Origin of the sequence: Parafilimonas sp. (genome assembly GCF_047606085.1) — a bacterium.
Lineage (GTDB): Bacteria > Bacteroidota > Bacteroidia > Chitinophagales > Chitinophagaceae > Parafilimonas.
The window spans coordinates 1-23,018 of record NZ_JASGEX010000223.1; the positions used below are offsets into that span (position 1 = coordinate 1).

At 41.9% G+C, this 23,018-nt stretch carries 21 protein-coding genes and 2 pseudogenes; 9 read left to right on the forward strand and 14 right to left on the reverse strand.

What is annotated here, in order from left to right:
* Positions 1-719: IS5 family transposase (locus QM629_RS19740; RefSeq protein ID WP_415161629.1), on the reverse strand; the 719-nt coding region annotated here is incomplete at its 3' end.
* Between the two features lie 205 nt (positions 720-924).
* Here QM629_RS19740 and pckA point away from each other — a divergent pair.
* Positions 925-2,529 (forward strand): phosphoenolpyruvate carboxykinase (ATP), encoded by a 1,605-nt coding sequence (gene pckA, locus QM629_RS19745; protein ID WP_415161630.1) that lies wholly within the window; start codon positions 925-927, stop codon positions 2,527-2,529.
* A 104-nt stretch (positions 2,530-2,633) separates the two neighbouring features.
* Here the strand turns inward: pckA and QM629_RS19750 are convergent, their stop codons facing one another.
* The 9 genes and pseudogenes from QM629_RS19750 to QM629_RS19790 all read right to left on the reverse strand — a co-directional run bounded on the left by QM629_RS19750 (position 2,634) and on the right by QM629_RS19790 (position 11,494).
* Complete coding sequence (locus tag QM629_RS19750; protein WP_415161631.1) at positions 2,634-2,966, reverse strand: Hsp20/alpha crystallin family protein; 333 nt, start codon at positions 2,964-2,966, stop codon at positions 2,634-2,636.
* Between the two features lie 249 nt (positions 2,967-3,215).
* Positions 3,216-4,415: pseudogene (locus QM629_RS19755) on the reverse strand (IS110 family transposase); the annotation flags it as partial.
* Between the two features lie 413 nt (positions 4,416-4,828).
* Entirely contained in the window at positions 4,829-5,050 is a 222-nt protein-coding gene (locus tag QM629_RS19760; RefSeq protein WP_415161632.1) for a hypothetical protein, read from the reverse strand.
* Positions 5,051-5,076: 26 nt separating this feature from the next.
* Positions 5,077-5,373: a hypothetical protein gene (locus tag QM629_RS19765; protein WP_415161633.1), complete on the reverse strand. Its 297-nt coding sequence runs from the start codon at positions 5,371-5,373 to the stop codon at positions 5,077-5,079.
* A 78-nt stretch (positions 5,374-5,451) separates the two neighbouring features.
* Entirely contained in the window at positions 5,452-7,209 is a 1,758-nt protein-coding gene (locus QM629_RS19770) for an ABC transporter ATP-binding protein (RefSeq protein WP_415161634.1), read from the reverse strand.
* A complete protein-coding gene (locus QM629_RS19775) occupies positions 7,193-8,914 on the reverse strand; it encodes an ABC transporter ATP-binding protein (RefSeq protein WP_415161635.1) in 1,722 nt (573 codons plus the stop codon). The genes QM629_RS19770 and QM629_RS19775 overlap by 17 nt, the downstream gene beginning before the upstream one ends.
* 286 nt (positions 8,915-9,200) lie before the next feature.
* Positions 9,201-9,533, reverse strand: a complete 333-nt coding sequence (locus QM629_RS19780) for a hypothetical protein (RefSeq protein WP_415161636.1) — start codon at positions 9,531-9,533, stop codon at positions 9,201-9,203.
* 10 nt (positions 9,534-9,543) lie between these two features.
* The gene (locus tag QM629_RS19785) at positions 9,544-10,107 is read right to left on the reverse strand and encodes an RNA polymerase sigma factor (protein ID WP_415161637.1); all 564 of its coding nucleotides are present in this window, start codon (positions 10,105-10,107) and stop codon (positions 9,544-9,546) included.
* Positions 10,108-10,336: 229 nt separating this feature from the next.
* Positions 10,337-11,494 carry a prolipoprotein diacylglyceryl transferase gene (locus tag QM629_RS19790; RefSeq protein WP_415161638.1) on the reverse strand — a complete coding sequence of 386 codons (1,158 nt, stop codon included), beginning with the start codon at positions 11,492-11,494 and terminating at the stop codon, positions 10,337-10,339.
* A gap of 241 nt (positions 11,495-11,735) precedes the next feature.
* Between QM629_RS19790 and QM629_RS19795 the strand changes: the two genes are divergently transcribed.
* From QM629_RS19795 to lysS, 4 genes are all read left to right on the forward strand, one after another.
* Complete coding sequence (locus QM629_RS19795; protein ID WP_415161639.1) at positions 11,736-12,413, forward strand: hypothetical protein; 678 nt, start codon at positions 11,736-11,738, stop codon at positions 12,411-12,413.
* A 249-nt stretch (positions 12,414-12,662) separates the two neighbouring features.
* Positions 12,663-13,913 carry a DUF2130 domain-containing protein gene (locus tag QM629_RS19800; RefSeq protein WP_415161640.1) on the forward strand — a complete coding sequence of 417 codons (1,251 nt, stop codon included), beginning with the start codon at positions 12,663-12,665 and terminating at the stop codon, positions 13,911-13,913.
* 111 nt (positions 13,914-14,024) lie between these two features.
* Complete coding sequence (locus QM629_RS19805) at positions 14,025-14,615, forward strand: hypothetical protein (RefSeq protein ID WP_415161641.1); 591 nt, start codon at positions 14,025-14,027, stop codon at positions 14,613-14,615.
* A gap of 283 nt (positions 14,616-14,898) precedes the next feature.
* Positions 14,899-16,431 (forward strand): lysine--tRNA ligase, encoded by a 1,533-nt coding sequence (lysS, locus tag QM629_RS19810; protein ID WP_415161642.1) that lies wholly within the window; start codon positions 14,899-14,901, stop codon positions 16,429-16,431.
* 38 nt (positions 16,432-16,469) lie between these two features.
* On the opposite strand, the gene QM629_RS19815 is transcribed toward lysS, so the two are convergent.
* Positions 16,470-16,697 carry a hypothetical protein gene (locus QM629_RS19815; protein ID WP_415161643.1) on the reverse strand — a complete coding sequence of 76 codons (228 nt, stop codon included), beginning with the start codon at positions 16,695-16,697 and terminating at the stop codon, positions 16,470-16,472.
* A 224-nt stretch (positions 16,698-16,921) separates the two neighbouring features.
* On the opposite strand from QM629_RS19815, the gene serC reads away from it, so the two are divergent.
* From serC to QM629_RS19830, 3 genes are all read left to right on the forward strand, one after another.
* Positions 16,922-17,992: a 3-phosphoserine/phosphohydroxythreonine transaminase gene (gene serC, locus QM629_RS19820; RefSeq protein WP_415161644.1), complete on the forward strand. Its 1,071-nt coding sequence runs from the start codon at positions 16,922-16,924 to the stop codon at positions 17,990-17,992.
* 70 nt (positions 17,993-18,062) lie between these two features.
* Positions 18,063-19,295: a DUF1015 domain-containing protein gene (locus QM629_RS19825; RefSeq protein ID WP_415161645.1), complete on the forward strand. Its 1,233-nt coding sequence runs from the start codon at positions 18,063-18,065 to the stop codon at positions 19,293-19,295.
* A 78-nt stretch (positions 19,296-19,373) separates the two neighbouring features.
* Complete coding sequence (locus QM629_RS19830; protein WP_415161646.1) at positions 19,374-20,387, forward strand: tetratricopeptide repeat protein; 1,014 nt, start codon at positions 19,374-19,376, stop codon at positions 20,385-20,387.
* Between the two features lie 43 nt (positions 20,388-20,430).
* Here QM629_RS19830 and QM629_RS19835 read toward each other — a convergent pair whose 3' ends face one another.
* Positions 20,431-20,868, reverse strand: a complete 438-nt coding sequence (locus tag QM629_RS19835) for a DUF1810 domain-containing protein (protein ID WP_415161647.1) — start codon at positions 20,866-20,868, stop codon at positions 20,431-20,433.
* A gap of 212 nt (positions 20,869-21,080) precedes the next feature.
* On the opposite strand from QM629_RS19835, the gene msrA reads away from it, so the two are divergent.
* Positions 21,081-21,584 (forward strand): peptide-methionine (S)-S-oxide reductase MsrA, encoded by a 504-nt coding sequence (gene msrA, locus QM629_RS19840; RefSeq protein WP_415161648.1) that lies wholly within the window; start codon positions 21,081-21,083, stop codon positions 21,582-21,584.
* Between the two features lie 742 nt (positions 21,585-22,326).
* Here the strand turns inward: msrA and QM629_RS19845 are convergent.
* Both QM629_RS19845 and QM629_RS19850 read right to left on the reverse strand, forming a co-directional pair.
* Positions 22,327-22,512 carry a transposase gene (locus QM629_RS19845; RefSeq protein WP_415161649.1) on the reverse strand — a complete coding sequence of 62 codons (186 nt, stop codon included), beginning with the start codon at positions 22,510-22,512 and terminating at the stop codon, positions 22,327-22,329.
* A gap of 13 nt (positions 22,513-22,525) precedes the next feature.
* Positions 22,526-23,018: pseudogene (locus QM629_RS19850) on the reverse strand (hypothetical protein); the annotation flags it as partial.

Consider the following 23,018-nt stretch of genomic DNA (forward strand, 5'->3'; position numbering starts at 1 on the left):
ACCATGGCTACTCCTGTGTCATTCAATCTTTCATAATGCTTAGATGTTCTTCTGTTGGTATCTATCCAGGCAAATGTTCTTTCAACAATCCATCTTTTGGGAAGCACTTTAAATTTGTGTGCTTCATCCCGCTTTACTATTTCAAAAATTATTTTAAACTGTTGTTTTATTTTATCGGCCAATGTTCCGCTGTAACCTCCATCTGCAAAGATTTTAATTATTTTCTTCCAGCTTGCTGTCAGCTTCTCCACTACGCTTAAAGCACCGTTCCTGTCTTGAACCGAGGCACTTTGTATTACAACAGAAAGTATCAACCCAATTGTATCAACAATGATATGCCTTTTAATACCTTTAATTTTTTTACCTGCATCAAAGCCTTTATCCTCGCAGCTTACAAGGGTATTCTTTACACTCTGCGCATCTATTATACCCACTGTAGGCTCCTCATTTTTTTCATTTGCTTTCCTTGTTTGTTCTACCAATGATTCGTGTATTAATTCTATAAGGGATGATTTTTTCCAGGTTGAAAAATAATAGTACACAATCTTCCATCCCGGAAAATCCTGTGGCAGCATTCGCCATTGGCAACCGGTTTTTACTAAGTATAAAATAGCATTGACTATTTCGCATAAATCATATTTCCGGCTCCTTTTTACATCTAAATATTTTGAAATAACTTGCCATTGGCTGTCGCTTAAATTTGTTGGATAATTTGTCATTTTAAAATTTTTTGGTGAATCTTTTAAAACGACTTTCCTCCATTAAGCCACAGCCTTTTTTATCCACTTATCCACATAAGGGTATTTTTACATTTCATTTCTAGACAGGCTCTTAAAGCAAAAGTTTAATCAAAATAATTAACTAACATTTGTAAGTTTTTTATAGATACATTTGCCGCTTCTATCTGTTAATTAAATAATTTCTATGGCAGTTGAAACAGCTTTTATACCAACCGCTCAATTAAAAAAAATTGGGCTGTCTGCACCCTGTATCCATTACCAGCTTTCGCCGGATGAACTAACAGAGCAAACCCTTCAGCGCAGGGAAGGCGTGATTAACAATACCGGCGCTTTATGCGTTTTAACCGGCGCTTTTACCGGCAGAAGCCCTAAAGACAGGTTTTTTGTAGCAGATGCTGTTACCAAAAACAGCATTGACTGGAACGATTTTAATATCGCTATTGACGAAAAATACTTTGCACAGTTAAAAGAAAAATTAACCCGGCATCTTAATGCGCAAAAAGAAGTTTGGGTGAGGGATTGCTATGCCTGCGCCGATGAAAGCTACAGCCTTCCCATCCGTATAATTAATGAAAACCCCTGGAGCAATTTATTTGCGCATAATATGTTTATACGGCCAACCGAAGCAGAACTGGAAACCTTCAGGCCCGGCTGGCTTATTTTACAGGCGCCTTCTTTTAAGGCTAATCCAAAAACCGATGGCACACGCCAGGAAAACTTTGCTATTATTTCCTTCACCCATAAAATGGTTTTAATTGGCGGAACGGGTTATACCGGCGAAATAAAGAAAGGCATTTTCTCCATTCTCAATTACCTGCTGCCGCATAATAAGCAGGTACTAAGCATGCATTGCAGTGCCAATGTTGGCAGGCAGGGCGATGTGGCCGTATTTTTTGGTTTAAGCGGAACGGGTAAAACAACGCTGAGCACAGACTCGGAAAGAGAACTCATTGGCGACGATGAACACGGCTGGACAAACACTGGTGTTTTTAATTTTGAAGGCGGCTGTTATGCAAAATGCATTGACCTGAGTGAAGAAAAAGAGCCCGGAATATTTCATGCTGTAAAACCGGGTGCGTTGGTTGAAAACGTAACTTTTTTTGAAGGCACGAATGAAATTGATTTTTCCGATACAAAAATTACAGAAAATACAAGGGTAAGTTATCCGCTCGGTTTTATTTCCAATGCTGTACACTCCGGTATTGGCGGAACGCCAAAAAATATTTTCTTTTTAACCTGCGATGCTTATTGTGTTTTACCGCCAATAAGCCTGCTTACACCAGGCCAGGCAATGTACCAGTTCTTAAGTGGTTACACAGCAAAGGTTGCCGGCACCGAAGAAGGGGTTACAGAACCAAAAGTTACTTTCAGCACCTGTTTTGGCGCCCCGTTTTTACCATTGCATCCTTCAGTATATGCTGAAATGCTGGGCAAAAAATTAAAGGAGCACAATGTAAATGTATGGATGATAAATACCGGCTGGATTGGCGGCCCATATAGCGTTGGAAGCCGTATTAAATTAAGCTACACACGGGCCATGATATGCGCTGCCTTAAATGGCAATCTTAAAAAAGCGGCATTTGAAAAACATCCTGTATTTGGTATGATGGTGCCTTGCACCTGCCCTGGTGTGCCGCAGGAAATATTAAATACCCGGAATACCTGGTCTGATAAAAACGGGTACGATAAGCAGGCGAATATGCTTGCCGGTTTATTTATAAAGAATTTTGAAAAATATGCGCCGAAGGTTTCAAAAGAAATTTTAAATGCGGCGCCCGTAGTTGTCTAAGATCCCTTTTCAATTTTAACTTGTAAGAAAAGCAAAAGGCTGCCACGAAAGCAGCCTCTTTCATTTTAGAGCTATTCAACCCATTCATTCAATACATAAAAAAATTAATTTACAGGAATATCCTGTTGCGGTGTCTCCCTGCCCGGTATTACCGGCAGGCTTATCTGCAACACACCGTCAACATAATTTGCCCGGATGTTGTTTGTATCAATGGAATCATCAATAGTGAACGTGCGTTCAAAAGCGCCGCGGCTGTATTCTTTCTTAAGCCACTCAGGACTTTGCAAGCCTTCCTGTGGCTTGTAAGAAACAACCAGTTCGCTGCCCTGTGTTTTCACATTGAAATTTTCTTTAACCCTGCCCGGTGCAAAAACCATTATTTCAAAACTGTTTTCCGTTTTATAAATATTTACCGGTGCACGACATATTGATTGCATGAACGGATGATGATGCCTTCCGCGGGCAGCACGCATAAATGGTGCAAATGAATGTTTACTGTACATACTTCTCTCCTTTTTTTTACTATAATTAACGTGAGTTCGGGATAAGAAATTGAAATTCTGATTGGATATTATGTTGTTGAGTTTTGTTATGAAGTTGAGTCGTCACCTCGACGACAGGAGAGGTCTCATGATTTTTTTGCTGGCTGCATTTCGAGAGATTTCTCCTATCGTGCCAATGACATGTCAGGTAAGTTGTTGAATTTCAACGACCTTCATTCCATGTTTTAAAGCCAGTTTTTGTAAAAACTTATGTTCTCTTTCCTTTAATTGCTGTTCATATTTCGCAACACCTTGTTCTACATATTGTGTTCCTTTTGTCAACAAGTTGTAGAATGCAATAGCTATTTTTCTTGCTCCCGCTTTGATAGCTATCCGGGCATCTTTTCTGCCTCTTAGCTTTCTGATAAAACAACCAATTGCCACATATTTACTATGGAGTAAGGCTTGTGCTATTTCCCTGAATATCTGCCCTGCATTAGAATGATTTTTCATTTTTGTTTTCCTGCTTTTTGATCCGCTTTGGTTATGACCGGGCGCCAGGCCACACCAGCTTACGAAGTGCTTAAAGGTTGGAAAACGACTCATATCTGTGCCAACTTCCCCCAACAGTTTAAGTAGTGTATAATCAGTAACGCCGGGAACACAGTTGACTTCTGCTCCATAAATGTTTAGTAATTTCTGATGCAGATTTTTTATCTCTGGCTTATGATGACGGATAGGCTTGGCTTTATACCCGCTTTCAACAGGCTCTTTACCGCGCTCTAAATCCAATAGCAGTACCTCTACGCGTTTATCAATAATTAAAAGTTGTTGTTGATGAACCTTGTACAGGTTTAGATTCTGTTCCAGCAGAAATAGCCAGCTTTCATTGTAATGACCTTCCAACGCATTTAGTACCTGCTCCGCTTTTTTCTCACGTATGCTTACATGGCAAAGCGCCAGCAGCTTTTCTTTATCACGTTCTCCGTTGATGATCGCTTCTATCATGCGTATACCACTTACCCCATTGATTTGAGAGATCACCTCTGTGAGTTTGATATTCATTAACTCCAAAGCTTTTTGCATCTTGTTTACATAAGTACTGCCCATGCTTATTATATCTTCCCGTTCACGTACCATCATGCGCAACTCTTTTAGTTTGCCGGCAGGAATATAGCTTTGACGAACCAATCCCGCACTAAACATTTTTTGCATCCAACAGGCATCTGCCACATCTGTCTTCCTGCCTTTGACCTGTTTTACCTCTTTCGGATTTACAAGGCAAACTTCCATACCTGCCTGTTCCAGCATCTGGTGCAGGGCTATCCAGTAAATACCGGTGGCTTCCATACATACCCGCTTTACCTTTTGCTCTGCTAACTCTTCAATACATTGGCGATAACCTGCCGTAAATGTATCCTAGCTTTTTACTGTGATCCCATCGGCTGAAACAAAGATCTTTTTTGCGCCAATATCTATGGCCGCTGCATTGGCATTTTTTTGATCGAACTCAATTACCTTTGACATAACAACTTTTTAAGTATTAACAAAAAAGCAGGTTACAGCTCAAAGCGGTTTAACATAAAAAGGCAATGTGCCAAACGGGAATACTGCAACCAACAGTATCACCAAACATTGATAGACCAGGCTTTGAAGCAATAGTCGAAGGCAGGTACTAAGACTCTAACCGACATTCTGCTACACTGCTGTAACCTGATTCTTTCAAAGTTAACTTGTCATCTCCACATTGATTTTGCAACGCAAATCCTTTAGTCGAAATGACGGGCAACCTGCAACTTATCCTGAACTCACGTTATTTAATAACTGTAACCTGAATCCCTGCCTTGCTTATTTTTATTTTGCAGGTTTTTATCATCGTTGTAACGATGATCGTAATAATGTCCTTCACAACGATGAAACCGTTCATAGCGTTCAAAGCGGTTATGATAATAACCCGGCCTTCCGAATGCCATGTTTAAACTTATAATGGTTATAACGGCTGATATAAGCCCTATAAAAAATAAACCACCTCTTCTCATAATTGAAATTTTTTAAAATGATGCAACTATTCAGGTGCAATGTTTGTTTTAAATAACTCGCTTTCCATTTTCTGAATGAAGGTTTTTCGTTCTTCTTCGCTCATGTTTTGCCAGCGTTGTGTGTAAGACGGGTTCCAGAAATAATGACCGCCAAAATTTCTGCGGCCATACCCTCTTTCCCATCTGCCCCAGGCAAAAAACCTGATGACAAAGAATATAAAAATGAAACCGAAAAAGAAACGGAATGGAAACGGGATAAAAAATATGGCTGCGCCGGCAAATATGCCAATTGCTATTGCTTTTAAGATTTGTGTTGTCTTCATAAAATAAATTTTTAAATGAGTATTTATTAAGAAGACGAACAGAAGGAAGAATTACTTTAAAGCAGTGGAAGTTTTTTATCAGCTTACACGTTTATTATGCAGCAATTTATCAATAGCATCGCTGAAGGAACCGGCGCGAATAACCTCGCCGGCATTTACAAAATATATTTCATCAGCATTTTCAATGGTGTTGAGCCGGTGTGCAATAATGATGCGGGTAGTGCTTTCAGGAAGTTTGTTTAAAATGTTTTCCAGCAGTTGCTCTGTAACTGTATCAATATTAGCAGTAGCTTCATCCAAAATTAATACTTCAGGATTACGCAACACAGCGCGCATAAATGCAATCAGTTGCTTTTGACCGAGGCTGATATTATTGCCGGATGATGTAACTTTTGTTTGCAGCCCATCATCAAAAACATCTATAAGGCTTTGCAGGTTTGCTTTATGAATAAGGCTTTCAACCTGTTCATCCGTATAATTTTTACAGGCTTCGCTGCCATATAAAATATTATCCTTTACAGTTCCCGTGAACAAAAACGGCTCCTGCAAAATAAAACCGATTTTCCCTGTACGTTCTTCCGGAGTATATGTGCGGATATCTTTCCCGTCAAGAAAGATTGTTCCGTTTACAGGATCATATAAACGTGCAATTAAAGAAGCCGTTGTTGTTTTTCCTCCACCGGTTGGCCCCACAAATGCATACGTTTTTCCCTTTGATAATTTGAGTGAAATATCGTGCAGCACTTCTTTGCTGTCATAACCAAAATGTACATTTTTAAATTCGATCAATGCATCAGATTCGATTGAATGGTTGTTATTAATTGTAACAATATCTGTTTGCATGGAAAGTATTTTCGATATCCTGTCCCAGCCGGCCATAGCCACCTGGAAATTTGTCCATAAGGCAGCCAGTTGTCGCAGCGGGTTATAGAAATAGGTAACATAAGTGAGGTAACTTACCAGCAAACCGATTGAAAAACTTCCGTTCGCGATAAGATAAATGCCAAAGGTTAATACAGTTAGCTGTGCAAGGCCTGAAAAGAAACTGTAAACCGGCAAGAACAAATTATTGGCAAGCCCTGCGCCAATGGCTGTTTTATAATTCTGCTGATTGACCTCATCAAAACGCTTCCTGAAATAATCGCGGCGGTTAAAGGCGATGATCACTTTAAAATTGTCAAGGCTCTCCTGTATTTCGCCGCTTAAGCTGCCAACGCTTTTAAGATTGGTTGCATTCTTTTTCTTTACCCACGGCGATACAAGCTTTGTAAAAATAAAAATGAGCAAACCGGGTGCAAGCGCTGCCGCACCCAGCTCAAAATGTATGGATAAAAGAAAAATACCGGCGCCGGCCATGGTCATGATGCTGCCGATAAACTGCATAAGGCTTTGTGAAAAGAAGCTGTTTATTTTATCCGTATCATTATTTACCCTTGATATAAGATCGCCTGCTTTGTTCGCATTAAAAAAAGCAACAGGCAACGACTGCAGCTTATGAAAAATAGTATTGCGCAGGGTAAATAACATGCGCTGGCTGATGCTGCCCATAAGCTTGGTTTGAAAATAACTTGTGAACAAGCCCGTGAGGTAAATTACCAGCAGTATAGATGAAAACACGAATACACCATGATAATCCTTGTGCTGCACAAAATGGTCAATGGTATAACCAATAAGCAACGGCCCGACAAGATTAATGATTGCATTGAGCAATATGATAGCAAATGCCAGCAACAGGTTCTTCTTTTCATGCGCTATTAACTGCAACAGGCTTCTGAGCGCAGGCCAGGTAGATACTTTTTTCTTATTATCAACGGTTTCATTAAGATTGTAATTCATAACTGCTGGTGCTTTTTTGTGAATTCAATAGCTGAACATATTCAGGGCTGGTATGCACCAGTTGTTCGTGTTTGCCGGTGGCGATAATTTCGCCTTCCATCAATAAAATTATCTGGTCGTATTCCTCAATGGTTGCAATTTTTTGCGTTACAGAGATCAATGTAAGACCGGGGTAATTTTTTTGTATGTTGTCAAGAATTTTCTTTTCGGTATTGTTGTCAACACGCGATGTAAAATCATCCAGCAATAAAATTTTTGGGTTCAGCGCCAGCGCCCTTGCCAGCATGATCCGTTGCTTCTGGCCGCCTGAAAGGCTTGAGCCACGTTCCGAAACAATCGTATCTAATTTATTGGGTAAGCTATTAATGAATGTTTTCAGTTCAGCAGTTGAAACAGCTTTCTCCAGCGACTCATCTGTAACCGTATCGCTGAATGCTATGTTTTCCCTTATGCTGATGTTGAAAATAATGCTGTCCTGGAAAACAAAACCCACCTGCCTGTGAAAGGCTTCGCTGTTATAATCTCCAATGTTGCAGCCATCGAATTTTATATTGCCTGAAGCAGGCTTTATTAAACCGGTAAGCAGGTATAACAATTGTGTTTTACCTGCTGCCGTCGGGCCGATGATCGCTATGCGGGAAGAAGGCCTAACATTAAAGCTGATATCTTTTAATACAGGCGTTTGGCCATAAATAACATTTACATTTTCAAGTTCCACTGCGCCTTCAAGCGGTTTTGTTATTGTTCCGGTATCAGGCGGATCCGGCGCTTCAATTACATGGCTGATGCGCTGGTAAGATGCCGATGCCTGCGCAATTACATTGCTCATAAAACCAATAACCAGTACCGGGAAAATAAGCATAGCCAGGTAGCTGTTGAAGGCAGCAAAATCCCCAAGGCTCATACTGCCTGAAATAACAAAATGGCCGCCCAGCGCCAATATAGCTAATGCAGCCATGTTTGATGTGAATGTGATAACCGGAATGAGGCCTGCAAATAATTTCAATATAGATAATCCGAAATCCCTTGCCTTTGTATTGGCTTCAAGAAATTTATTGTATTCTGTTTGCTGCGAATTAACTACGCGGATAATAGCTGCACCTAAAATGCTTTCATTGATTACTTTATTCAGCCGGTCAATTACAGCCCGGCTTTGAATAAATAAAGCCCTTACCTTCTTTAATACCACAAAAAAAGTAATACCAATTATTGGAATGATGGCTATAACACATAAAGCTAATTTCCAGTTAATGGTAAGCAACAAAACACTTGCGCCGATTATAATGAATGCAGACGATGTAATAGATACAATGGCCTGCGAAATAAACATTTTTATGGAATCAACATCGGCAGTAAGGTTGGTTAATAACTTGGATGGATTAGCTTCTTCAATAAAAGCGTAAGACTGTTTGGATATTTTATCAGACAGCTTTGTGCGCAGGTCTCTCGCCACACGTTCGGAAGCATAAGTCTGAATAATACTTTGCAGATACGAGAACACGAATATGCCCATAACTGCTACGAGAAATTGTGTTATAGTTGTGGTATAAGAAAAATGCGCTGCGCTGAAATTATCAATACCGTCAGCTATAAGCTTTGGTATAAATAAATTTATTCCATTGCTTAAAAGCGTGAATAATATTAATAACAATACAATGGGTAAATAGGGTTTCAGCAAACTTAATATGCCTGGTTTCTTCTTCATGTTACGTTGATAGTTTAAGTGTATATCTGAAACAGCTATAATTTATAATGCCTTTAAGCCTGCCTGCCCTCGCAAAAGGCTTGCAAAAATATCTTTGTTTACAATAGCAGGCTTTGATGTTTTAGGTTTAATAACATAAACCGTAGGTAAATAATCATATTAAGCAGGTAAATGAAGGGGTGCATTTCAAATTTTCGCAGGCGGGTGGAATACCCGCCTGTAGAACCCGCTACCGGTCGGTGAGACACCGACCGGAAAGATGTATATTAAGCAGGTAAATAAAACTTTATTCTTCACGGAACCTGCGGCAGCGCTGCCTTAATTCTTCGCGTAATTTTGCCCGTTCTTCATCGCTCATATTCTTCCATTTCTCCCGCAGTTGCCAGCCGCGGTCACGCCACATTCCAGGCCCACGACCTGTAGGCGGCCTTCCACGAAAACCACCAAACAATATTTTGGATAGAATAAAGAGGCCAAGCGCCTGCCAGTAATTGAGCGTGGAGGCATGAATGGCAACCGGCATCACTGCATTCCATAACAGCATCACAATAAGGCCTGCCAATAATATAATTGGCAGGATTAAAAACGGGAACGGGAACATTCTTTTATTGCGTGGCATAAAATATATTTTAATAATTCATGAATTCATTATACAAATCTTCAAGCCGTTTGCGTAAATGATTTACGGCATAACGTTTTCTTGATATGATCGTTTTTAACTTTTCGCCCTGCATGTCAGCAATCTGCTGCAGTGTTTTATCTTCCAGTTCATTTAAAATAAAAACATCACGCTGGCTGGCAGGCAGTTCATCCAATGCATTAAACAAGGCATCCCAAAACAGTTGCTGTAATTCTTTCGTATCAGCATTATCATCATCTTCCGCTATTAAAATGTCAGCAATATTCAGTGCATCTTCATCTTCTTCCATGCCGGCATAGTCATCAAGGCTTTGTTCTTTTTTTCTGCGGTATTTATCGGTTATCTTATTGCGGGCTACGCGATGCAGCCAGCCACTCATGCTCTCAATTTCATCTGCTGCAGGCTGATTACTCAACTGGTACCAAACATCCTGCAAAATGTCTTCTGCATCTTCATTGGTGGGCACACGGCTGCGTATAAAGCCAAACAATTGCTGGCTATACGATTTTATAATTTGTATGATATTATTTTTCTCCGCGGCTATTTCAGCCATGCCCGTAATTTGTAAAGAAGACGATTGAAAAATAAAATTACTTTAATAAAGGTCAGATTATTTTTGCCAGAACCGGGGATCATAAGATTACTGCTTTACTTATTTTCATCTTTAAATTTTTTCATTATTGTCCGGTTAAACTTTTAATACAGGGCTCACTGTTGCCTCTATAGTTTTGATCCCCCCCCGGCATTAATAATATAAGGCCTTTAAACGAAGTTTATAATTTTTAAGAACCTGCTATCTTATTCACATTCAGTTTTGGAGAAATGAAATACAAGAGCACACCGCAGCAAAAGCAAAATACAGAAAGCATCTCGGCCTGCGTGGGATGCAGTCCCCAAAAACTATAACGCACATCCACCCGTATCTTTTCAATAAAAAAACGTTCAATGCCCATCAGCATTAAACAATATGCTGATACCCGGCCGGCCATTTTTTCACGCCGGAGTGCGCATAACAATATGGCAACAATTATCAGCCCAAGCATTAATTCATATAAAGGCGTTGGATATACAGGCACAGCCAGTTTATAACAATAATCGTCCCATGTGCACCCCTGCATATAAATGCCCCGGCGCAAAACATTGTGCGGATAATCAAAGCTCCATAACCAATCAGGCAGCCAGGTAAAAGGATTGGGGTTTGGATTGTTTATGCCCCAGTCCCCATCGCCTGCAACCTGGCAGCCAATTCTGCCCAATGCATAACACAACATAAGCGATGGCGCTAATGCATCGGCCATTCGCATACGCTGTGCATTGAATTTATAATGATAGACCCACATGGCAAAAGTGGCAACAATAAAGCCGCCGAGAAAGGCAAAACCCTCCGAAGAAAATAAGCTGCCGGCCGGGTCTTCCACGAATGCGCTCCAGTTTTCCAATGCGCCAAAGATTTTTGCGCCGATAATACCTGCAACAGCGCTTACTATAACACCTCTCATCACATACGCATGCGGATAAACATGAATGGTTATTGCATGCGGCTGGTCATCTTTGCTTTTATATCCTTCATAGAGTGTGAAGGCCGCCCAGATGAATGCACAAATCAATGCACCGGCATAACTTCCCTGCCATGAAAAAAGATAATTGCCACTTACAGGTGATTGATGAACAACCAAGCCAACCAGCTTAAACCCTGCAATAAATCCAAGTACAAAATGAAGCAGGGTACGGCTGCCGCTCATGCCATGGCCAACCGTAATGGTTTTGGCGATATAAGTAAGCTCTCCTTTTTTTTCTTTATATTTCAGTTCATGCGCCCATAACCATGCGCCGGGAATAAAGCCCAGTGCCATAAAAAAACCAACAGAGCCAACGGCTCTTAAAAAAGAAAGATCAACGCCAAACAGTTCTTTTAATAAATAGTATAAATTGGGATACATACATGCGTTTGCTGTTACAACTGTAAAGATGCGATCATCTTTTGCAAATATTAGTTTTGGAATAAAAGTGCTTTAAGCCTTTTGCAAAGAGATGCCTGCTATTCCGCGCATATTCATTTCCCGGGATTATATCCTCCTAAATTGCCGGAAGAAATTATATAAAGAAAAAAATACCAGGTTTTGAGGCGTATAGTCATAGCTGGCTTGGTATTTGCCACCCGCAGGCCAAAAACCGTAGCTTATGAAAAGAATGTTACTTATAAGCCTTATTTTAATTGCAGGCTGCTCAAAAGAAATAAATACGACCACAGCCGTTTCTGTAAGCGATAATACCGTAAGCGATGCAACTGCGGCGACAAATACGTACCTTCCTTTAACAACCGGAACCAACTGGTATTACACCAATAAAACCGGTTCTGTTACAGAAGAGTCCAAACTTACCGTGCTTAACCTTAAAAAAACTTTTAATGGTAAAGCCTATACAGCCGTAAACACGGTAAAGGATGGTAAAAAAGATACGATCTATTATAATCAAACAGCGCACAACTACTACATATATACCAATGAAGAAACAGGTGAGTCAGATGCCGTAAAGCTGGAAATTTTATTTCTTAACGACAATTTGGATGCCGGTAAAACATGGCGGCAAAGCGCTGGCACTGCAAGCGGGGTTAAATTAAACTGCTATGGAAAAATTGTGCAAAAGAACATGACGCTTACTGTAAACGGTGAAACATACGGCAATGTAATTCACAGCTATGTTGAAATAAGAAAACCATTTTTGTTTACTTATATTGTTGTATATACACAGGATTATTATGTTGCCAAAAACATAGGGATCATAAAAAATATTTCGAGGCAAGTATTGCCATCCGGTTCTGCCACAACTACAGGCATCACCAGTTACAGCATTAAATAAATATCTATTATTATTTGCAGGCGTACTGATCACCAGGTAAAAACCATACATCCTTTGTGTGACAGCAGGCCTGAGCAATAATATTGTCCTGCAGCATGGCGATGATCTTTCGTTAGCTCTTGAGATGCTTTGCGTGAAAAATATTTGTGTCCGGCAAAATGTTATGCGCCCGCATGCCTTAGTTTTCTGTACAAGTTTTATGCATTGCCAGCCCCTCACACTACCTTTACCGCCAAATTTAATCTGACTATGGCCACAACGATAACCTGCCCCTCGTGCGGACATGAATTTGAGCCCAACAATGTAATAAGGGAACAGATAGAAAATGAGCTGAGGGCCAAAATGAAAGACTGGCAGCTAAAAAAAGAAGAAGATTTCAGGAAGAAAGAGTCGGAGTTGCAAAAGCTCTTATCTGCAAAAGATGATGAACTGGATAAACGGCTGGCCGATGAAAGAAAAAAACTGCAGGCAGATATTGAGCAATCGCTCAGGAAATCTTTAACCGCCGATTATGAAAACCAGATGAAGATGCTGCAGCAGTCTGTTGCCGGCAATGAAGAAAAACTGAAAGAAGCGCGGCGCAAAGAGTTTGAATATATGCAGAAAGAGCAGCAATTAAAGCTTAAGGAAGAAGAGCTTGAATTAAATGTTCAGAAAAAACTTATCGAAGAAAGAGAAAGGCTGGCGGTTGAAATAAGAAAGATAGAAGACCAGAAAAAAGAACAGCTTGAAAATGATTATAAACTAAAGCTTGCCGAAAAAGACAAGCAACTGGAAGATCAGAAAAAGCTGGCGGAAGAAATGAAACGCAAGGCTGAGCAGGGCAGCATGCAGTTGCAGGGCGAAGTACAGGAACTATTACTTGAAAACATTTTGCAGAACAGTTTTCCGCACGATAAAATTACGCCTGTGGGCAAGGGCGTTCGTGGCGCAGATTGCATACAGGTGGTTTGCAATCCCTTTGGCAATGAATGCGGCAAAATTATTTACGAAAGCAAACGCACGGCAAGCTTTGGCGCCGACTGGATAGATAAATTAAAGGCCGATATGCGCAGCCAGGGCGCCGATATTGCGGTAATTGTTACCCAAGCACTGCCTAAAGACATGGAACGTTTTGGGGAAAAAGATGGCGTATATGTGTGCACTTTCACCGAGGTAAGAAGCCTTGCCTCTGTTTTGCGCACCAGCATTCTGAAGGTTTTTCAGCTTACCAAAAGCCAGGAAAACAAAGGCGATAAAATGCACATGCTGTATAATTATCTTACCAGCCACGAGTTCAGCGAGCAGTGGAATGCCATCCGGGAAGGTTTTTTAACCATGAAATTAAGCATTCAAAAAGAGCGCGATGCAATGGAAAAGCTATGGAAAACAAGGGAAAAACAACTCGAAAAAGTATTGCTGAATGCAGCGCATATTAAAGGATCGGTTGAAGGCATTGCAGGCAGCGATGCCATTAACCTTAACCTCCTGGAAAATGATGCATCCGATTTGCTTGATTAAATATTACTTTTCTTTAAATATTCAATCCGTGCACAAACACCGGTTGGCATGATATTTCTTAAATAGAGGCAAACACAACAAGTAATAAATTCAAAACAAAAATTATCCGTTATGAAAAAGGTTTTAGCTGTATTAACTATTTTATCGCTGCTTTTCGTTCAAAGAACCAATGCCCAGATCGAAAAAGGAAATGTAATGATAGGAGGCGATCTCGCAGACTTCAGTTTAGGGTTGAATAAAAACAGTCATTTTACCATATCGCTTTCGCCCAAAGCTGCCTGGTTTATTAAAGACAATATTGCAGTTGGCGCTTATGGCAGCCTGGGCTTAGACGTTGTTAAGGGCAGCACCAGCACTACCTATGGCGTAGGCGGTTTAGGGCGCTATTATTTTGGCCCCAGGCAGGTAAACACAGAATCCGTTGTAAAACACACCAGGTTTTTTGGGGAAGCCAATTTGGGCATAGAAGGCCAAAATATTGCAGAGGGCTCTACAACAAATGGATTGGGAATAGGATTCGGGCCGGGACTGGCTTATTTTGTCACCCCTAATATTGGCCTGGAAACACTGTTAAAGTATCATGGCATTGTAGGCTTTGGAAACGATCCCTTGAACAGCAGGCTCAGCTTAAATTTTGGTTTCCAGATTTATTTACCGGGAAAATCAACGTTGAACAAAATAAAATCCGATGTTAATAAATAAAATTTAAACATTTAATACAATTATTTTCTTTTGTGCATTTCCGGCTGGCTTAGTTGTTTACAATCTGAGCCAGCTTTTTTATGGGCGTATTTCAAATTTTCGCAGGTGGGTGGTGACCCACCTGCAGAACCCGCCACCGGTCGGTGAGACACCGACTGCAGTGCCGCGTATGGAGCGAAAATTTGAAATGCGCCCTTTTTTATTGCTACATCCGGCAAAATTTTCAGTTGGCTTATATTTGCCGCCCGGTTGGCCAGCGGCCAACAATAAATTATACATCATAATGAGCACACATTTATCTGAACAGGAAATCATACGAAGAAATAAATTAGAAAAGCTGGAAGCGCTGGGCCTTAACCCCTACCCTGCACCACTCTATCCCGTAACACATTATTCAGCCAATATAAAAAAGGATTTTACAGAAGAAACAAAAGAACAGTTTGCAGATGTATGCGTAGCCGGCAGGATAATGAGCATTAACGATAAGGGCAAAGTATTTTTTATCAAGATACAAGACAGCAAAGGCATAATACAATTGTATGTGCGCAAAGATGATGTTTGTGCCGGCGAAGACAAAACTTTGTTTGATGAAGTGATAAAGCATTTAATTGACTTAGGCGATATCATCGGCGTTACGGGATTTGTGTTTGTAACACGCACCGGCGAAATTTCCATTCATGCAAAAAGCTTTACACTGCTCTCCAAATCGCTGAAGCCCCTGCCTGTTGTAAAACGCGATGAGCAAGGCAATGTGTTTGATGAAGTAACCGATCCTGAATTTCGTTACCGCCAGCGCTATGCAGATCTTATCATTAACCCCGCGGTAAAAGATGTTTTTTCCAAACGTTCCCGGCTTATCAATACCATGCGCACCTTCCTGAACGAACGCGGCGCCCTGGAGGTGGATACACCGGTGCTGCAGCCCATTCCCGGCGGAGCGGCGGCAAAACCTTTTGTAACCCATCATAATGCACTGGATATGCCTTTGTACCTCCGTATTGCCAACGAACTGTATTTAAAAAGATTGATCGTTGGCGGGTTTGACTGGGTATATGAGTTCAGCCGTGACTTTAGAAATGAAGGCATGGACAGAACGCACAATCCTGAATTCACGATTCTCGAATGGTACACGGCTTATAAAGATTATTTCTGGATGATGGAAACAACCGAGCAGCTATTTGAACAAATTGCCCTGGCATTACATGGCACAACAGAAGTAAAAGTGGGTGATAACATCATCAGTTTTAAGGCGCCCTTTAAACGCATCAGCATTTACGATGCCATTCAGGAATACAGTGGCTTTGATGTAAGCGAAATGAATGAAGAACAGTTGTATGAAGTATGCAGTCAATTACATATTGAGGCAGATAAAACAATGGGCAAGGGCAAGCTCATTGACGAAATATTTGGTGCAACAGCGGAGGGCAATTTTATTCAGCCCACATTCATTATTGATTACCCGGTTGAAATGAGCCCGCTCACCAAAAAACACCGCAGCAAGCCCGGCCTGGTAGAAAGGTTTGAGCTGATGATTAATGGAAAGGAACTGGCCAATGCTTACAGTGAATTAAACGATCCTGTTGACCAGCGCGCACGGTTTGAAGAACAAAGCCGTTTAATGGAACGCGGCGATGATGAAGCCATGTATATTGATGAAGATTTTCTACGGGCGCTTGAATATGGCATGCCGCCTACAAGCGGTATTGGCATTGGCATTGACAGGCTTTGTATGCTGATGACCAACCAGCCTTCCATTCAGGATGTACTGCTTTTTCCGCAAATGAGGCCTGAGCGCAGGAATGATGAAGCACAATGAGCGCCCGGACCGGTGATACTTCATCCATCCAATACAATTTATCCGGACATCACCAGCACAGCCGCACCGGCAAATTTACCCTGCTGCAGTTCCTGCAAAGCTTCATTGGCTTCGTGCAACCGGAACAACTTTGCTTCGGTTATGGTATTGACGCCGGCAGCCAGCTTTAAAAATCCTTCACCGTCTTTTCTTGTAAGATTGGCCACAGACTGAATGCGCTTCTCCTCCCATAAAATATCATAAGAAAACGAAGGGATATCACTCATGTGAATACCGCCGCAAACTACAATGCCAGCTTTATTGTACAATTAACAAGCCAGCATGAATGCATCGTCCTCTTTGAGAGACGATGCCGGACAACAGGCCTTTACCTTTCCCCTTGTAACTCCTGTTTTTCAACATCCCCTGCCCATTTATGCAGCGCCCTCATATTAAGAAAGGTAATTAGGCCGTAAAGCATTTACTTTGCACCTCTTTTTTATAGTGCAATATGAAGATGTATAATTTTAATTCAGGCCCGGCGGTGTTGCCGGCTGAAGTGTTGCAGCAGGCGTCTGAAGCCATTATTGACTTTAACAATATTGGCCTGTCTATTTTGGAGATAGGGCATCGCACCGAATGGTTTATCAACGTGCTGGAAGAAGCGCGTTCGCTGGTAAAAGAATTGATGCAACTGGATGATTCGTATGAAGTATTGTATTTGCAGGGCGGCGCCACCATGCAGTTTATGCAGGTGCCAATGAATTTGCTGGATGAAAACGAAACGGCAGCTTATTGCGATAACGGCATCTGGGGTAGCAAAGCCATAAAAGAAGCGAAGCTGTTTGGCCAGGTGCATATAGCCTGCTCGTCGAAAGACCAGGGGCATACGTATATCCCGCGGGAGTTATCGGTGCCGCAGCATGCCAGATACCTGCATTACACTACCAACAATACGGTGGAAGGAACCCAATGGCATTTTATTCCCGAAGCCAATGTGCCGCTGGTGGCAGATATGAGCAGCGATATCTTCAGCCGCGAAATGCCTTTCTCAAAATATGCGCTGATATATGCCGGTGCGCAAAAGAATGCCGGCGCTGCGGGCACAACCATTGTGGTGATAAAGAAGGATATACTGGGTAAAGTAAACAGGACCATCCCTTCTATATTAAATTACAGCAATCATATCGAAGCAAAATCGCTGTTGAATACGCCGCCGGTTTTTGCCGTGTATGTAAGCCTGCTTACGCTGCGCTGGATTAAACAGGAAGGGGGCCTGGCAGAAATGGAACGCAGGGCGCAGGAGCGCGCTGATCTTTTTTACCATACCCTGGACACGCTGGATGCATTTACAGGCAAGGTTGACAAACGCGACCGAAGCCTGATGAATGCCACCTTCACCACGCAAAATCCAGGGCACGAAAAACTGTTTTTGGATATATGCAAAGAGCATGGCATGGTGGGCGTAAAAGGCCACAGGAGTGTGGGCGGACTGCGCGTGTCTATGTATAACTCTTTACCGTTAAGCAGCGTGCAGGCCTTGTGCGATGTAATGAAAGATTTTAATGAAAAGCGTGGATAATGCTTTTATGATTTCAGCTAACCGCTGATAAACATTTATAAAAATAAATTTGAAGCTATAGCTTAAACTAATGGCAACTATTAAACCGTTTAAGGCGCTAAGGCCACAGGCGCAGTTTGCAAAACAGGTGGCAAGCAAGCCGTATGATGTATTAACCAGCGCCGAAGCGAAAGTGGAAGCGCAGGGCAACCCCGCATCGTTCCTGCATATAACAAAAAGTGAGATTGATTTACCTGAATCTGTTGATGTGTACAGCGAACCGGTTTATCAGAAAGCAAAAGAAAACCTGGACGCTTTTCGCAAACGCGATATATTGTTTTCTGAAAACAAGGAATGTTTTTATATCTACCGGTTGATCATGAACGGCAGGAGCCAGGTGGGCCTTGTTGCCTTAAGCAGCATTGATGATTATGAAAACAACATCATTAAAAAGCACGAATTAACCAGGCCCGAGAAGGAAAACGACCGCATCAACCACATAAAAATCACCGGCGCCCAAACAGGCAACGTGTTTCTTGCCTATCCGGCCAATGCCGGACTGGATGCTTTGATTGACAACTGGATAAGCAGGAAAGGCCCGGTGTACGATTTTGTGGCCAATGATGGCATTGCACATACAGTATGGATAGTAAGCGATGATAAGGTCATTGAATCCATAGAGGCGATTTTTAAGAAAGATATTCCCTTCACCTATATTGCCGATGGCCACCACCGCGCCGCTTCGGCCGCCAAAGTGCGCCAGAGCCTGGGTGATAAAAAAACAGCTTCAGCCGATTATTTTCTTACCACGCTGTTTCCTTCCAGTCAACTGGAAATAATGGATTATAACCGGGTGGTAAAAACATTAAACGGTTTAAGCAAAGAAGATTTTCTGGAAAAGCTACAGGCAGATTTTGTGGTGGAAGCAGTTAATTCAGCTTATAAGCCGCAGCAACTGCATGAGTTCGGTTTATTCATTGGCCGCAAATGGTATAAGCTTACTTCGAAAGAAGGCGCTTATGCCGAAGACCCCATTGGCGTGCTGGATGTAACCATACTTCAAAACAATGTGCTGGCAAAACATCTTGGCATAGAAGACCAGCGTACCGATAAGAATATTGATTTTGTAGGCGGCATCCGCGGGCTGGGCGAACTGGAAAACAGGGTGAACAGCGGCGAATGGGCAATGGCCTTCAGCCTGTACCCGGTAACGATTCAGCAATTGTTTGATATTGCCGACAGTGGCAGCATTATGCCGCCCAAAAGCACCTGGTTTGAACCCAAACTGCGGGACGGGCTTGTTACGAACCTTATATATGAATAAATTTAACGGGCGGTTGTTATGAACAGGCATGATATTTACAAAGAAGGCAGCATTTGATATATGATTAAAAGCCGGAACATGAAGAAAATTTTCCTATTAATCGCTTTGTTATATGCTTCGCAGCCGATGTATGCGCAGCAAACAGTTGAATCCATCCGCAAGCAGGCAACGGCGTCTGTACAGCAGCAGGATTTTACCGGCGCCATTCAGATACTGGAACAAGGCCTGCAGCAATATCCCGATAACCTGGAAATCTTAAAAGACGAAGCTTACATTGCCTACATAAGCAGGGATTATGAGCGGGCTGTAAAAATAGGCAAATCCATTACGGAAAGGCAGGATGCAGATGAACAAAGCTTCCAGATACTCGGCCTCGCCTATAAAGCCATAGCTTCTTATAAAGATGCCGACAAAATGTATAAGGCAGCCATAAAGAAGTTCCCGAAAAGCGGCGTTTTGTACAGCGAATATGGCGACATGTTTACGCAATATGGCAATAAGCGGGAAGCCATTAACCAATGGGAAAAAGGTATTTCCGCCGGGCCTGCTTACAGCGGTAACTATTATTACGCCTGTAAATACTATGCTGATAACAACAATATTTTCTGGAGCAATATTTACGGGGAAATATTTGTAAACATTGAAACGCTTACCAAGCGCACCACCGAAATAAAAGCCGTATTGCTGAAAAATTATAAAAGCCTGTTTGGCAGCACGGCAAATATTGAAGCGCTGAAGAAGGACGGCAATGATTTTGAAAAGGCGGTTGCTTCCTCCATGCTGGCTGCCATGGAAAGCGAAAGCGGCGATATTTCCCCTGAAATAATCACGGCTTTCCGGGCAAGGTTTTTACTCAACTGGGCACATACCAATGCCGCCAATTATCCTTATAAATTATTCGACCTGCAGTTGCAGTTAATGCGCGATGGCATGTTTGATGCTTATAACCAATGGCTGTTCGGGCAGGCCATCAACAAGAATAAATACGATAACTGGGTTTATACGCACGATGAGGAAATGCAGCGCTTCACACAATACCAGCGCAATGTTTTATTTAAAATGCCGCCGGAACAGTATTATGGCAGGATGTAGTGCATTTGTTGCCACAACAGCGGCAGATCGTTTAATAAATGCGTTATATACCCAGTAATTGCAGGGTCTTTTCATCTGGCTTGCCACCGAAAAATCTATCCAGCACAAGCTGAAAAACCTTATCGGCGCCGGGCACTGCGGCAAAGAGCGTCATGCTTGAACGGAGCTTAACAGCATCGGAGCTGCCAAATATTTCACGGACATTATTGGTATTGAGGGTTAACAGTACGTTGGATATTTCGATTAACCGCCAGCCTAATACCGGGTGGTATAAATAAGCGGTTGCCTCGTCCAGGTCTTTAATACCATAAAACATGGAGGTGCTTGTAAAGCCCAGGCCCAGCACCTGCGGAAATATAAACCACATCCAGTGGGTTTCTTTTTTACCGTTTTTTATTTCATTAAGGGCAATGCTGTATTCTGTTTCCTGCGCTTCAACAAATCTTTCGAGGTTGTATTTGTCATTAGCTGATTGTGCCATAATTTATGATGGGTGTGTAAAACGGCAAAGGTATAAACTAACCTAAACTGTTGGCGGGGTTATGTGTATTTTTTTAAAGACAGGGCCGGGCAGCTAATACGATTTTGCCCTCGGATCGCGGGAATTAATTCAGTATTATTGCCGCTGCCATTTTGGTATAAACATAAATTGGCTTTAAAGTTGATTCTTTCCCTTCATCTTAATACAATTATATGGCAGGTGAAAAAGCAATACTGGAGGGTGGTTGTTTCTGGGGCGTGGAAGAACTTATCCGGCATTTGCCGGGCGTAACACATACGGTTGTTGGTTATACAGGCGGCGATGTAAAAAATGCTACCTACCGCAATCATGGCTCGCATGCAGAGGCTATCGCAATAACTTTTGAAAATGATGTGCTTTCTTACCGCAGGCTGCTGGAATTTTTCTTCCAGTTGCATAACCCTACCACGCGCAACAGGCAGGGGAATGATATAGGCACTTCTTACCGCTCTGCTATTTTTTATTTGAATGATGAACAAAAACAAACAGCGGAGAACTTAATTAAAGAAATGGATGCTTCCGGTATATGGCCGGGAAAAATCGTTACCGAAGTGGCGCCGGTATCTGATTTTTGGGAAGCGGAAGAAGAACACCAGGATTATTTGCAGAAACACCCGCATGGCTATACCTGTCATTATGTGCGGCCTGAGTGGCAACTGAAGGAAACCAGGGTATAAAAAGAATTATAGCGGGCAGAGGATAAATTAGTGAATAATATTTTCCCGTTACGTTTCATCCTGAGCCTCTCTGGATAGCCGCAAGGCATCAGGTCAGGAACTTTAAAAATGCTCCGCATGGGCAATGTGTTTATAGTTAAAAAATGATTTGATAATAAAGAGCTCCGTAGGAGCGTCGTGTAAAACCCTTACGCCTGTACGTACGCATGTGCGGGGCAGGTTCTCCAAAGCAGATGTGAGCTAAAAACAAAATAACACAAAATCAATTAACTCCGCCAAAAGTGCGCATTTCAAATTTTCGCTTTATACGTGGCACTGCGGTCGGTGAGACACCGACCGGCAGCGGGTTCTACAGGTGGGTGTCACCATCCACCTGCGAAAATTATATATAACCCTTATGCAGGTCGTTGATAGTTATGCTGTTGCAAACAGGAGTTCTCCTTCTTGAATATGTAGCTGTCTTATTTTTCTTTGGATATTCTTTAGTTCTCTCTTCTGGATTTTATCAAGATATTCTACAGCCACTACCGGATTGTATGATTGTTTTTTACCAGCATATTCCATATTATTTCAGATAGCTTATTAGCCGTGGCTATAATGGCTGCACTTCTTCCACTTCTTCGATTTATCCTTTAAAAAAAATGGATCAGATAACCGCCTGTCTTCATATTGCCGATGGCATTGGCGGCCTGCATAAAGGCTTTTGCCAGACGGCCTTTGCCTTTGTGCGTGTGGCTGCTTATTACTTTGCCACCTGTTTTTTTATATCAGGCGCCACGCTTAGCCATGATGAAAAATGTTTAGCTGTTGGAAAAGATTTTAAATCTGATCCTGTTTCACTGATGATGCATAAAACCAATCCAGGCCCCACCCCTTCAATGCTGCTAATATCAACACCGCCTGTTAAATCAACAGCCAGTTGCTGTATGTTTAGCCCGGCCTCATTTTACGGGCTTTCTTTTTTTTATTTTTACCCCTTCTGCCTTAGCAAGCTTTTCTTCGCTTTGTTTGCGCTGTATTTCTGCCGTTAACAGTTGCTTTATGACTTCATCGCATTCATCTGTTTTTTTAGGATAGTGTTGATATATTTCATAGCATTGCCTCAGCTCAAAAATATATTCTTCCCGCCAGTCGCCGCTAAGGGCAGCAACTATTTGTTCTTTAGGCGCTTTTACTGTGGGCTGAGCCAGGGAGGACAAAACGGCTGCATCACGCTCTCCTTTCAATATGGCTTCAATAATGTCTTTGCCTGAACGCCCCATTACATCCCGCACAACAGCGTCTAAGCGAATATTGATTAACCGAAGCGCTTTTTGCATCTTGCTGATATAGCTGGCTGCATTTTTCACCAGTGTTTGCCGGTGACGATAATATTGCCTGACTTGTTCGGTAAACAAATCCGGTATAAGGCTGCCCTCCGGCATGCCCATTGTA